Source organism: Streptomyces durmitorensis (assembly GCF_023498005.1).
GTDB lineage: Bacteria > Actinomycetota > Actinomycetes > Streptomycetales > Streptomycetaceae > Streptomyces > Streptomyces durmitorensis.
Genome location: NZ_CP097289.1, coordinates 4370784 through 4384264 on the forward strand (window position 1 = coordinate 4370784; position 13481 = coordinate 4384264).

The 13481-nt window shown below is 64.2% G+C and carries 9 protein-coding genes and 3 rRNA genes; all 12 read right to left on the reverse strand.

The features are described 5' to 3' along the window. Positions 1-15 precede the first annotated feature (15 nt). The 12 genes from M4V62_RS19600 to M4V62_RS19655 all read right to left on the reverse strand — a co-directional run bounded on the left by M4V62_RS19600 (position 16) and on the right by M4V62_RS19655 (position 13357). Positions 16-1086: a lysophospholipid acyltransferase family protein gene (locus M4V62_RS19600; RefSeq protein ID WP_249588549.1), complete on the reverse strand. Its 1071-nt coding sequence runs from the start codon at positions 1084-1086 to the stop codon at positions 16-18. Between the two features lie 14 nt (positions 1087-1100). Further along, on the reverse strand, positions 1101-2147 hold the full coding sequence (locus tag M4V62_RS19605) for an NAD-dependent epimerase/dehydratase family protein (protein WP_249588550.1): 1047 nt from the start codon (positions 2145-2147) through the stop codon (positions 1101-1103). A 383-nt stretch (positions 2148-2530) separates the two neighbouring features. Beyond that, positions 2531-2629 carry a 30S ribosomal protein bS22 gene (locus M4V62_RS19610; RefSeq protein WP_003948845.1) on the reverse strand — a complete coding sequence of 33 codons (99 nt, stop codon included), beginning with the start codon at positions 2627-2629 and terminating at the stop codon, positions 2531-2533. A 125-nt stretch (positions 2630-2754) separates the two neighbouring features. Next, positions 2755-2964: a helix-turn-helix domain-containing protein gene (locus M4V62_RS19615; protein WP_157869005.1), complete on the reverse strand. Its 210-nt coding sequence runs from the start codon at positions 2962-2964 to the stop codon at positions 2755-2757. Between the two features lie 132 nt (positions 2965-3096). Further along, a complete protein-coding gene (locus M4V62_RS19620) occupies positions 3097-3912 on the reverse strand; it encodes a phosphatase (RefSeq protein ID WP_249588551.1) in 816 nt (271 codons plus the stop codon). 256 nt (positions 3913-4168) lie between these two features. After that, complete coding sequence (locus M4V62_RS19625) at positions 4169-5344, reverse strand: acetoin utilization protein AcuC (RefSeq protein ID WP_249588552.1); 1176 nt, start codon at positions 5342-5344, stop codon at positions 4169-4171. After that, the gene (locus tag M4V62_RS19630; RefSeq protein WP_249588553.1) at positions 5295-6512 is read right to left on the reverse strand and encodes an MFS transporter; all 1218 of its coding nucleotides are present in this window, start codon (positions 6510-6512) and stop codon (positions 5295-5297) included. The genes M4V62_RS19625 and M4V62_RS19630 overlap by 50 nt, the downstream gene beginning before the upstream one ends. 94 nt (positions 6513-6606) lie before the next feature. Further along, positions 6607-7341 carry a VC0807 family protein gene (locus tag M4V62_RS19635; RefSeq protein ID WP_249588554.1) on the reverse strand — a complete coding sequence of 245 codons (735 nt, stop codon included), beginning with the start codon at positions 7339-7341 and terminating at the stop codon, positions 6607-6609. 146 nt (positions 7342-7487) lie between these two features. Beyond that, the gene (locus M4V62_RS19640; RefSeq protein ID WP_249588555.1) at positions 7488-8132 is read right to left on the reverse strand and encodes an HAD family hydrolase; all 645 of its coding nucleotides are present in this window, start codon (positions 8130-8132) and stop codon (positions 7488-7490) included. 64 nt (positions 8133-8196) lie between these two features. Further along, positions 8197-8313: ribosomal RNA gene (rrf, locus tag M4V62_RS19645) — 5S ribosomal RNA — on the reverse strand. Between the two features lie 91 nt (positions 8314-8404). Then, positions 8405-11527: ribosomal RNA gene (locus M4V62_RS19650) — 23S ribosomal RNA — on the reverse strand. A gap of 305 nt (positions 11528-11832) precedes the next feature. Then, a 16S ribosomal RNA gene (locus M4V62_RS19655) occupies positions 11833-13357 on the reverse strand. Together the 16S, 23S and 5S rRNA genes form the textbook arrangement of a ribosomal RNA operon. Positions 13358-13481: the final 124 nt, after the last annotated feature.

The window sequence follows — 13481 nt, forward strand, 5'->3', positions numbered from 1 at the left end:
CCGTCCGGCGTCCGGTCAGAAAAAGACGGACCGCCGCTGCACGAGCAGCTTGTACAGCGTGTGCTGAATCTGCTCCCGGACCTGATCGGTCAGGTTGAACATCAGCATCGGGTCCTCGGCCGCCTCCGGCGGATACCCGTCCGTGGGGATCGGCTCCCCGAACTGAATCGTCCACTTCGTCGGCAGCGGCAACGCCCCCAGCGGCCCGAGCCAGGGGAACGTAGGCGTGATCGGGAAGTAGGGGAAGCCGAGCACCCGCGCCAGCGTCTTCGCGTTGCCGATCATCGGGTAGATCTCCTCCGCCCCCACGATCGAGCAGGGAACGATCGGCGTCCCCGCCCGCAACGCGGTGGAGACGAAGCCGCCCCGCCCGAACCGCTGCAGCTTGTAGCGCTCGCTGAACGGCTTCCCGATGCCCTTGAAGCCCTCCGGCATCACCCCGACCAGCTCGCCCCGCTCAAGGAGACGCTCGGCATCCTCGGCGCACGCCAGCGTGTGCCCCGCCTTGCGCGCCAGTTCGTTGACCACCGGCAGCATGAAGACGAGGTCCGCCGCGAGCAGCCGCAGATGCCGCCCCTCGGGGTGGTTGTCGTGCACGGCGACCTGCATCATCAGGCCGTCGAGCGGCAGCGTCCCGGAGTGGTTGGAGACGATCAGCGCCCCGCCCTCCGACGGGATGTTCTCGATGCCCTTCACCTCGACGCGGAAGTACTTCTCGTACAGCGGCCGCACCAGGGACATCAGGACCTGGTCGGTGAGCTCCTCGTCGTAACCGAAGTCGTCGACCTCGTAGTCACCTGTGAGCCGCCGGCGCAGGAACGCGAGGCCACCCGCGACACGCCGCTCCAGGCCACCGCCACCGCCCCGCGGCTCCGGTTCGGCCCCGGCCCTGGTCTCCGGCCGCGCGGGCTCCGGCTCGGCCCTCTCCACCTGCGGCTCCCCGTCCTGCTGCCCCGGCATGGCCGTGACCTCACGCACGGCTGCCGGATCGTTCTTGCGCCGGGCCGTGCCCCTGCGCCGCGCCGGGCGCTGCGCACCCGTGCGCGACCGGTCGTCGTCGAACGGAATGACCTTGGCGTCCGCCATCGTTGACGCTCTCCTCAGTTGGCGCTCTGGTTGCCCGCGAAGGGCAGCGTGGCGATCCGGTCGATGGCCCCCGCGACGGCCTGCGGCGGCAGAAGTCCCGGACCCCGACTGCGTACGAAATCCGCGAAGGTCTCCGCGGTCGTGTACTTGGGCTTGAAGCCCAGTGTCTCGCGCATCTGCCGGGTGGCCACGACCCGGCCGTGGGTGAGCAGCCTGATCTGCTCGGGCGAGAAGTCCGTCATGCCCAGGGTGCGCAGCGCCTGGCCGACCCAGGTGACCGCGGGCATGAAGACCGGCAGCGTCGGACGCCCCAGGCGCCGCGAGCACTGCGAGAGCAGCAGCAGTCCGTCACCCGCGATGTTGAACGTGCCGCTGTTGAGCGTGCCGCGCTCGGGGTCGCGCGCCCCGAGGCGCAGGACCTCGATCGCATCGTCCTCGTGCACGAACTGCAGCCGCGGGTCGTAGCCGAAGACGGTCGGCAGGACCGGCAGCGAGAAGTACTCGGCGAGCGGGGAGTCCGCGGCGGGCCCCAGGATGTTCGCGAAGCGCAGCACACAGACCGCCACGTCCGGGCGGCGGCGCGCGAATCCGCGTACGTACCCCTCGACCTCGACGGTGTCCTTGGCGAAGCCACCGCTGGGCAGCGACTTCGGCGGCGTCGTCTCGGTGAAGACCGCGGGATCGCGCGGCGCGGAGCCGTACACATTCGTGCTCGACTTCACCACGAGCCGCTTCACCGTCGGCGACTTCTGGCAGGCGCCGAGCAGCTGCATCGTGCCGATGACGTTGGTTTCCTTGAGCGAGCCGCGGTTGCCGCCGGCCAGCGCCGTGCCCGTGACGTCCATGTGCACGACCGTGTCGACGGAGAACTCGGCGAGCACCTTGGCGATCGCGGGCTGCCGGATGTCGGCCTGGACGAAGTCGGCGCCGCCCAGATGGTGCTCAGGAGGGACCGCGTCCACGGCGACCACCCGGTCGACCTCGGGGTCCCTCAGGACGCGTCGGACGAACCGCCCGCCCAGTTGCCGGGCCACCCCGGTCACGAGCACGACCTTGCCCAAGATCAGCGCCTGCCTTCCCCAGCCCTCGAAGTCCTGCCGCGCCCCATCATGTCTCTCCCGGCACACGCTAGCGGGTCGATGTTGCGCTGTGATGACCGCCTGATGCAGGAAGTGACGACAGCCACAGCAAACCGCCCGGACCAGGCCCTACGCCCAGACCAGGACGTACTCCGGATCGGGACGCACATCCTGCCCAGGGCATACGTTCGAAACAAGCCCCCAGGCGATCCGGCGAGGCCCGAAAACCGGCCGGAAGACGCCCGGCGGGTGCCCGGCGGGTGCCCGGCGGGTGCCCGCCGAGTGCCCCTGAGGCGGCCCGCAAAACGCCGAAGCCCTCCCGCCGGATGACGGGAGGGCTTCGGGACTCGCTGTGCAGCTGTCGCTTACTTCTTGTTGCGACGCTGAACGCGAGTGCGCTTCAGCAGCTTGCGGTGCTTCTTCTTGGCCATCCGCTTACGCCGCTTCTTGATAACAGAGCCCACGACTACCCTCGCTCACTTCTCTTCACTCGGTGCGGGGCAGCAGACTGGGCCCACACGACCTACGTCGGCCTAGCCTACCCGCCCCCGGGTGAGGGACGTAATCGAGGGGGATCGACCGGCTCCGATCAGCCCGCCTCGACCCCTACATAGGACTCGCGGAGGTACTCGTGAACCGCCTGCTCCGGGACCCGGAAAGACCTTCCGACCCGGATGGCGGGCAGATGACCGCTGTGCACCAAGCGGTACACGGTCATCTTGGACACTCGCATCACCGAGGCGACTTCCGCCACGGTCAAGAACTGAACCTCGTTCAGCGGCCTCTGGTCAGCAGCCATGACACCCCACCTGAACCTTCCGCACATGACGGGCACCGGCTTCCCCTTCCGGTGACGCTTCGTCGCTGCGCGCTCACTCCCCAGACTAGGGGCGGATGATGCGAGTGGGGAAGAGGAGTAGCGATCGGCCGCCTACTGTGACAGACACGCTCGATTGAGTACATAGCGAGTAAGCGGTCGGTAGTAATCAGACCGCACAGCGTCATCAAGCGGAACGACGACGGACACCTGCCCCTCGACCTCTCCGACGAACAGCGCGGGATCATCCGTATCCGCCAGACCGATCGCCTCAAACCCCAGCTGACCAGCCCCGCAGACCCATCCGTGGTCCCCGATGACGAGCTCTGGAAGCGGTCCTTCAGCCTCCGCGGCGGCCGCGAGAGCGGCTCGAACCGGGAGTGGAGAGTGGGTATGTGCGCCGGTCTCACTCCCGGTGGGACGCGCGCCGGGTTCCCGCACCAGCGCGACTCCTTGTACGTAGTCAAGGTTGTACGTGCGTAGACCGAACCGGGTCGTTATGTCGACACTGCTGCCCTGCGCGGGGGTGAGGACGGTGCACCCGGCCGCCGACAAAGCGTCCGCCAGGGCGGCGTAGAAGCCGAGTAGGCGGTGCGGATGACCCGTCCCGAAGAGCACGGGAAGCCCCCTTCGCGCCGCGTCCGCGAGCCTCTCGGCGAAGGCGTCGAGCGCGGCCAACGTCCGCTCCGGGTCGATGACATCGACCCCCGAGGTGTGCCCGGGGTCGGCGGAGACCCCGCACTTGTCCGCCATCAGCCCCAGCAAGTCACCGGGGCCCCAGCTCCACTCGGGATCGAGCCCGAGCAGTATCCGCGGGTCCCGGGCCGCGAAGAGCCGATAGCTCCGCAGGCTCTCTTCCCGAGTAGTGGCCACGGGCCCGGCCAACCGGGCAGCCAACAGATGCGCACGCAATGCTCCGGTGCTCAACACGGCACGATGCTGACGCACCAGCCGGACGTCCGCCCCAAAACCCCGGAAATCCCCCACAGTTGGGCTAACACGACGTACCGTTGTGGGCAGGCGTTCCGCAGGGCGGAACGGGTGGGCACAACACCGAAGCTCCCGAGCACCGATGAACAGTGGACCCGCCAGCGGCCGGGGTCTGGGGCGGAGCCCCAGTTTCGGGAAGGGGCGGGATCGGGGAAAGCCCCGCAGGGCCAGCCCGAACCAGTACGGCCGCCCCCCCCTACGCCAACAACCCCCGCAACGGAAACGCCGCCCGGCGAGCAGCAAGCACAGCCTGATCAAGCCGATCCGCAGGGTCGTACCCGTCCTCCCACTCCGCCCAGGAGACAGGCCACCGCCCATCACTCATCCGCGCAGGCGCCAACTGCCGAGTCCGCGCGAAGACTTCCTGCCGCCAGGCCTCGGGAGTATCCGCCGAAGGCAAGATCTCCCGCCCCGCGGCGATGGCGGTCAGATGCGTCCAGGACCGCGGCACCACATCCACCACGGCGTACCCGCCCCCGCCCAGGGCGACCCACCGCCCATCGGCGTACGCATGCGCCAGCTCATGGCAGGCCACCTGCACCGCCCGCTGCGCATCGAGCGAAACCGCGAGGTGAGCGAGCGGATCCTCGAAGTGCGTGTCAGCCCCATGCTGCGAGACAAGGACCTGCGGCCGAAAGTCAGCGAGCAGCTCCGGCACCACCGCGTGAAACGCCCGCAGCCACCCCGCATCCCCCGTCCCCGCCGGCAGCGCGACATTGACGGCAGACCCCTCCGCCACGGAGTCCGCACCCGTCTCCTCGGGCCACCCGGTCTGCGGAAACAGCGTCCGCGGATGCTCGTGCAGCGAAATCGTCAGAACCCGCGGGTCGTCCCAGAAGGACGCCTGCACCCCGTCCCCGTGGTGCACGTCCACGTCCACGTACGCGACCCGCTCCGCGCCCAGTTCAAGCAGCCGCGCGATCGCCAGCGAGGCATCGTTGTAGATGCAGAACCCCGAGGCGGACCCCGGCATCGCATGATGCAGCCCACCCGCGAAGTTCACGGCATGCAGCGCCTCCCCGCGCCACACCGCCTCGGCCGCACCCACCGACTGCCCGGCGATCAGCGCCGACACCTCATGCATCCCCGCGAAGGCCGGATCGTCCGGGGTCCCGAGGCCATAACTGCCGTCCGCCGACGCCGGATCGACGGAAGCGGCCTTGACCGCCTGCACGTAGTCCTCGCGATGCACGAGCCGCAGCGTCGAGTCACCGGCACGCTTGGCCGCGACCACGTCCAACTCCTGGTCGAGCCCGAAGGCACCGACCAGGCTTCTGGTCAGCGCGAGCCGGACCGGGTCCATGGGGTGCTCAGGACCGAAGTCATAGCCCGTTACTGCCTCGTCCCACATCAGCTGTGCGCGGCCGCTCATGCCCGTCACCGTATCGGTCCGTCTCGGGGGCGAAAGACCGGGCGTACAACAAGGTCACGAGCACCAACACCATGGGAACGAGCATCGCCCCGCGGTAGTTCCAGGCATCCCCGAGCGCACCCACCAGCGGCGAACCGATCAGGAACCCCACGTAGTTGAAGACATTGAGCCGCGCGACAGCGGCGTCCGAAGCGCCGGGAAAGAGCCGCCCCGCCGCGGCGAAGGTCTGCGGAACGATCACACACAGCCCGAGCCCGAGCACCGTGAACCCCAGAATCCCGGTCCACGCCCCGGGCGCCACCGCCACGATCGCGAACCCGAGCGCGCCCACCACCGACCCGACCCGCACCACCGCCACGGCCCCGAACCGCCGCACGCCCAGGTCCCCGAGCCCCCGCCCCAGCAGGGTCATGACCATGTAGACGTTGTAGGGGACGGTCGAGACCTCCTCCGAACTCCCCAGGACGTCCTGCAGATACTTCGCGCTCCAGTTGGAGACCGTCGAATCCCCGATGTACGCGAAGGTCATCACCAGGCAGAGCGGCAGGAGCAGCTTGAAGACGACCGGCCCGCCCTTCCCCTCACCTGCGGCAGCCGCATCTGCGCCGGCATCGGCGTCGACGTACCACCGACTCCCCACCAGCGCCGCCGGCAACAGCACCACGACCACCGGCAGATACGACACGAAGAGCGACAGATCCCAGTGCGCACCCGCCCACGCGGCCGACGCCCCCATGATCCCGCCCAGGCTGTACGCCGCGTGAAAGCCGAGCATGATGCTGCGCCCGGACGCCCGCTGCAGGCTCACCCCGAGCATGTTCATGGACGCGTCGAGCGCCCCCACCGAAAGCCCGAACGCCCCCAGTGCCACGGCCACTTGCCACAGGGTGTCACCGGCACCGACCCCGAGCAGCGCCAGGAGCACCACGGGCTGCGCCCACCGCAGCACACGACTGGGCGGCACCCTCTTGACCAGCCACTCCGTGCCGACGCTCCCGACCCCGGCGAGGATCGGCACCGCGGCAAGGAAGACCGGCAACAGGCCGTCGGATATCCCGTACTGATCCTGAATAGCGGGGATCCGCGTCACAAGGAGCGCGAAAGTGACGCCCTGCACCAGGAAGCTGAACGCCAAAGAGGCCCTGCCGCGCCGCAGCTCATCTGTCATGGCTGCTGAGCGTAGGACCCCTGACTACCGGTGGGTAGATAGATCACCCACCCAATTCCCCACGGCCCGCCCCGAGACGAGGCGAGGCACCCCGTCACCGCCCGAGCACGGCGACCTCCCCGGCCACCTGCCGGGTGATCTCCTCGGTCACCTTCTTCTCCATCGGATCGACGACCAGGGCACCACTCACCAGGACCGTCGCCGTGATGGTGACCCCGGCGATCACGCCGCCGAGCCACACCATGGTGTCGACGGGCAGCGTGTAGGCGCCCACGGCCCGCACCGCGGCCTCACCGAACAGCGCCACGCCCCACATCACCGAGAACATCCGCTCCATCCGCGCGAACCGCCCCCGCTCGGCGATCAGCCGCTCCCACGCCGCGGTCCGCACCGGATTCCCCTTGGTGACCCAGGGCTTGAGCCCGACGGTCATCAACGGCCGCCCGGCAGCCACGGACACAAGCACAGCGATCCCGATCGTCGCGGTGATCCCACTGTCCTTGGCGAGCATCAGCCGCGGATCCCCGGCCAGCAGACTGAGCAGCAGCCCCACGACGTTGGCGGCCAGGATGAGCGCCGCGAGCCCGTTGACCTGGCGCTCCTTGACCAGACTCCACAGCGTCCGCCCGGCAGGCACCACACTGCTCCAGGCGAGCGCCGCCAGCGTGCTCATCCCAAAGCCCTTGCTGAGCAGGTAGTACGAGGCTGTGGGCACGACCGCGTCCAGGACGAGCGGCTTCAGCGACTCCCACCTCGACTGCCGACGCGAACCTTCTGAGTCAGCAGCTGCTGTGGCTATGTCCGAGGCTGGGGTGGCGAGCTGGCTCATGGCGTCCGGTCCTCCGTCGTCACTGTCACTGGGTGCGTCCCGTTCGTTCTCGACGCACTCAGCTTCGCCGCGAGGACCCATCGGCCGACAGAAACGATCGTCCGGACCTCGCGATGACAAATGTCAGCCCGAACCCCCGGCCCGCGTCATACGAGCAGGTCAGCCAACTCCCCCATGTCCCCGAAGAGTTCAGTGGCCCCGGAGAGCCGCTCCGCCGGCGTCATGGCGGTGAACCCGTACACATCCATCCCCGCCGCCACAGCGGCCCGCACCCCCAACGGACTGTCCTCGACCACCACACACTTCTCGGGCGCCACTCCCATGCGCTCGGCAGCGTAGAGGAAGAGATCCGGCGCCGGCTTCCCCCGCCCCACGTCCTCGGAGCTGAAGATCCGCTCGTCCCCGAACCACCGGTCGAGCCCGGTACGCCGATGCCCCACCCGAATCCGCTCATGGCTCCCGGACGAGGCAAGGCAGTAGGGCACCCCACCGGCCACCAGCTTCTCCAGTACGTCGACGGCCCCCGCCACAGGCTCAAGCTCCCGCTCGAAGGCGGCGAAGACACGAGCGTGGAAGGTCACATCAAAATCCTCGGGCAACCGCTGCCCACTGCGCTCAAGAACAAGATCGTGTACGCGATGAACGGCCGCCCCCATGTAGTCACGGAGGGAGTCCTCATACGTGGTGGGGTGCCCGAGCTCGGTCAGATAGGCGGCAAGAATCGTGTTGGAAAGCGGCTCACTGTCCACAAGGATGCCGTCATTGTCGAAGATGACCAGGTCGTATCGCATAACTCGACCCTAAACGCAGAAAACCCCCGCACCCAGAGGGTGCGGGGGTTTCCCGTTAATAATAGTTCGGCGGCGTCCTACTCTCCCACAGGGTCCCCCCTGCAGTACCATCGGCGCTGTGAGGCTTAGCTTCCGGGTTCGGAATGTAACCGGGCGTTTCCCTCACGCTATGACCACCGAAACACTATGAAACTGTCAACCGCACCGTAGTCGTGGCCCGACATACGGGGTTGTTCGTGGTTTCAGAACCAACACAGTGGACGCGAGCAACTGAGGACAAGCCCTCGGCCTATTAGTACCAGTCACCTCCACCCGTTGCCGGGCTTCCAGATCTGGCCTATCAACCCAGTCGTCTACTGGGAGCCTTAACCCCTCAAGGGGGTGGGAATACTCATCTCGAAGCAGGCTTCCCGCTTAGATGCTTTCAGCGGTTATCCTTTCCGAACGTAGCCAACCAGCCATGCCCTTGGCAGGACAACTGGCACACCAGAGGTTCGTCCGTCCCGGTCCTCTCGTACTAGGGACAGCCCTTCTCAATATTCCTACGCGCACAGCGGATAGGGACCGAACTGTCTCACGACGTTCTAAACCCAGCTCGCGTACCGCTTTAATGGGCGAACAGCCCAACCCTTGGGACCGACTCCAGCCCCAGGATGCGACGAGCCGACATCGAGGTGCCAAACCATCCCGTCGATATGGACTCTTGGGGAAGATCAGCCTGTTATCCCCGGGGTACCTTTTATCCGTTGAGCGACGGCGCTTCCACAAGCCACCGCCGGATCACTAGTCCCGACTTTCGTCCCTGCTCGACCCGTCGGTCTCACAGTCAAGCTCCCTTGTGCACTTACACTCAACACCTGATTACCAACCAGGCTGAGGGAACCTTTGGGCGCCTCCGTTACTCTTTAGGAGGCAACCGCCCCAGTTAAACTACCCATCAGACACTGTCCCTGATCCGGATCACGGACCCAGGTTAGACATCCAGCACGACCAGAGTGGTATTTCAACGTTGACTCCACGAACACTGGCGTGCCCGCTTCAAAGTCTCCCACCTATCCTACACAAGCCGAACCGAACACCAATATCAAACTGTAGTAAAGGTCCCGGGGTCTTTCCGTCCTGCTGCGCGAAACGAGCATCTTTACTCGTAGTGCAATTTCACCGGGCCTATGGTTGAGACAGTCGAGAAGTCGTTACGCCATTCGTGCAGGTCGGAACTTACCCGACAAGGAATTTCGCTACCTTAGGATGGTTATAGTTACCACCGCCGTTTACTGGCGCTTAAGTTCTCAGCTTCGCACACCCGAAAGTGCACTAACCGGTCCCCTTAACGTTCCAGCACCGGGCAGGCGTCAGTCCGTATACATCGCCTTACGGCTTCGCACGGACCTGTGTTTTTAGTAAACAGTCGCTTCTCGCTGGTCTCTGCGGCCACCCCCAGCTCACGGAGTAAATCCGATCACCAAAGATGGCCCCCCTTCTCCCGAAGTTACGGGGGCATTTTGCCGAGTTCCTTAACCATAGTTCACCCGAACGCCTCGGTATTCTCTACCTGACCACCTGAGTCGGTTTAGGGTACGGGCCGCCATGAAACTCGCTAGAGGCTTTTCTCGACAGCATAGGATCATCCACTTCACCACAATCGGCTCGGCATCAGGTCTCACCCACATGTCATCCGGATTTACCTAGATGACGGGCTACACCCTTACCCCGGGACTACCACCGCCCGGGCTGGACTACCTTCCTGCGTCACCCCATCACTCACCTACTACCACCTTGGGTCGGCGGCTCCACCACTTCCCTTTGCCCGAAGGCTCCAAGACGGCTTCACGGCCTTAGCATTAATGGGCTCGATGTTTGACGCTTCACAGCGGGTACCGGAATATCAACCGGTTATCCATCGACTACGCCTGTCGGCCTCGCCTTAGGTCCCGACTTACCCTGGGCAGATCAGCTTGACCCAGGAACCCTTAGTCAATCGGCGCACACGTTTCTCACGTATGTATCGCTACTCATGCCTGCATTCTCACTCGTGAACCGTCCACCACTAGCTTCCGCTGCAGCTTCACCCGGCACACGACGCTCCCCTACCCATCCCAGCAGGCGTTGGCCCTATATGCTGGAATGACACGACTTCGGCGGTACGCTTGAGCCCCGCTACATTGTCGGCGCGGAATCACTTGACCAGTGAGCTATTACGCACTCTTTCAAGGGTGGCTGCTTCTAAGCCAACCTCCTGGTTGTCTCTGCGACTCCACATCCTTTCCCACTTAGCGTACGCTTAGGGGCCTTAGTCGATGCTCTGGGCTGTTTCCCTCTCGACCATGGAGCTTATCCCCCACAGTCTCACTGCCGCGCTCTCACTTACCGGCATTCGGAGTTTGGCTAAGGTCAGTAACCCGGTAGGGCCCATCGCCTATCCAGTGCTCTACCTCCGGCAAGAAACACACGACGCTGCACCTAAATGCATTTCGGGGAGAACCAGCTATCACGGAGTTTGATTGGCCTTTCACCCCTAACCACAGGTCATCCCCCAGGTTTTCAACCCTGGTGGGTTCGGTCCTCCACGACCTCTTACAGCCGCTTCAACCTGCCCATGGCTAGATCACTCCGCTTCGGGTCTTGAGCGCGCTACTAAATCGCCCTATTCGGACTCGCTTTCGCTACGGCTTCCCCACACGGGTTAACCTCGCAACGCACCGCAAACTCGCAGGCTCATTCTTCAAAAGGCACGCAGTCACGACGTACAGCACAAGTGCTGCACGCGACGCTCCCACGGCTTGTAGGCACACGGTTTCAGGTACTATTTCACTCCGCTCCCGCGGTACTTTTCACCATTCCCTCACGGTACTATCCGCTATCGGTCACCAGGGAATATTTAGGCTTAACGGGTGGTCCCGCCAGATTCACACGGGATTTCTCGGGCCCCGTGCTACTTGGGTGTCTCTCAAACGAGCCGTTGATGTTTCGACTACGGGGGTCTTACCCTCTACGCCGGACCTTTCGCATGTCCTTCGCCTACACCAACGGTTTCTGACTCGTCTCACAGCCGGCAGACTGTGAAAGAGAGATCCCACAACCCCGCACACGCAACCCCTGCCGGGTCTCACACGTATACGGTTTGGCCTCATCCGGTTTCGCTCGCCACTACTCCCGGAATCACGGTTGTTTTCTCTTCCTGCGGGTACTGAGATGTTTCACTTCCCCGCGTTCCCTCCACACTGCCTATGTGTTCAGCAGCGGGTGACAGCCCATGACGACTGCCGGGTTTCCCCATTCGGAAACCCCCGGATCAAAGCCTGGTTGACGACTCCCCGGGGACTATCGTGGCCTCCCACGTCCTTCATCGGTTCCTGGTGCCAAGGCATCCACCGTGCGCCCTTAAAAACTTGGCCACAGATGCTCGCGTCCACTGTGCAGTTCTCAAACAACGACCAACCACCCGTCACACACCCTTACCAGGATGCTTCACCGGGGTCGGCATTGAGGTCGGGAACAAGTCCGTACCCTCAGATACCCAACAGCGTGCCCGGCCCGACCAATCAAGACTCTGTTTTCCACGCCGAAGCAGTACTTACAGTCCCTAACCGATCGTGCCGAATAGTCAACGTTCCACCCATGAGCTAACCACCGTCGAACATTTGCCGACGTTATGGCTCTTGGACCACCAAGCAAGCTTGGCAGTCTAGATGCTCCTTAGAAAGGAGGTGATCCAGCCGCACCTTCCGGTACGGCTACCTTGTTACGACTTCGTCCCAATCGCCAGTCCCACCTTCGACAGCTCCCTCCCACAAGGGGTTGGGCCACCGGCTTCGGGTGTTACCGACTTTCGTGACGTGACGGGCGGTGTGTACAAGGCCCGGGAACGTATTCACCGCAGCAATGCTGATCTGCGATTACTAGCAACTCCGACTTCATGGGGTCGAGTTGCAGACCCCAATCCGAACTGAGACAGGCTTTTTGAGATTCGCTCCGCCTCGCGGCTTCGCAGCTCATTGTACCTGCCATTGTAGCACGTGTGCAGCCCAAGACATAAGGGGCATGATGACTTGACGTCGTCCCCACCTTCCTCCGAGTTGACCCCGGCAGTCTCCTGTGAGTCCCCATCACCCCGAAGGGCATGCTGGCAACACAGAACAAGGGTTGCGCTCGTTGCGGGACTTAACCCAACATCTCACGACACGAGCTGACGACAGCCATGCACCACCTGTATACCGACCACAAGGGGGGCACCATCTCTGATGCTTTCCGGTATATGTCAAGCCTTGGTAAGGTTCTTCGCGTTGCGTCGAATTAAGCCACATGCTCCGCTGCTTGTGCGGGCCCCCGTCAATTCCTTTGAGTTTTAGCCTTGCGGCCGTACTCCCCAGGCGGGGAACTTAATGCGTTAGCTGCGGCACCGACGACGTGGAATGTCGCCAACACCTAGTTCCCACCGTTTACGGCGTGGACTACCAGGGTATCTAATCCTGTTCGCTCCCCACGCTTTCGCTCCTCAGCGTCAGTAATGGCCCAGAGATCCGCCTTCGCCACCGGTGTTCCTCCTGATATCTGCGCATTTCACCGCTACACCAGGAATTCCGATCTCCCTACCACACTCTAGCCTGCCCGTATCGACTGCAGACCCGGGGTTAAGCCCCGGGCTTTCACAACCGACGTGACAAGCCGCCTACGAGCTCTTTACGCCCAATAATTCCGGACAACGCTTGCGCCCTACGTATTACCGCGGCTGCTGGCACGTAGTTAGCCGGCGCTTCTTCTGCAGGTACCGTCACTTTCGCTTCTTCCCTGCTGAAAGAGGTTTACAACCCGAAGGCCGTCATCCCTCACGCGGCGTCGCTGCATCAGGCTTTCGCCCATTGTGCAATATTCCCCACTGCTGCCTCCCGTAGGAGTCTGGGCCGTGTCTCAGTCCCAGTGTGGCCGGTCGCCCTCTCAGGCCGGCTACCCGTCGTCGCCTTGGTGAGCTTCTACCTCACCAACTAGCTGATAGGCCGCGGGCTCATCCTGCACCGCCGGAGCTTTCAACCCCCTCCCATGCGAGAGGGGATATCATCCGGTATTAGACCCCGTTTCCAGGGCTTGTCCCAGAGTGCAGGGCAGATTGCCCACGTGTTACTCACCCGTTCGCCACTAATCCACCCCGAAGGGCTTCATCGTTCGACTTGCATGTGTTAAGCACGCCGCCAGCGTTCGTCCTGAGCCAGGATCAAACTCTCCGTGAATGTTTACCCGTAATCGGGTGCACATCCGCGTTGAGCGGAACCAGGAAGAGGAATAATCTTCCGGTTCACAGCGTCCTCGCTGATGTTTTCTTCAAAGGAACCTCGTCCCGACCATGACGGCCGG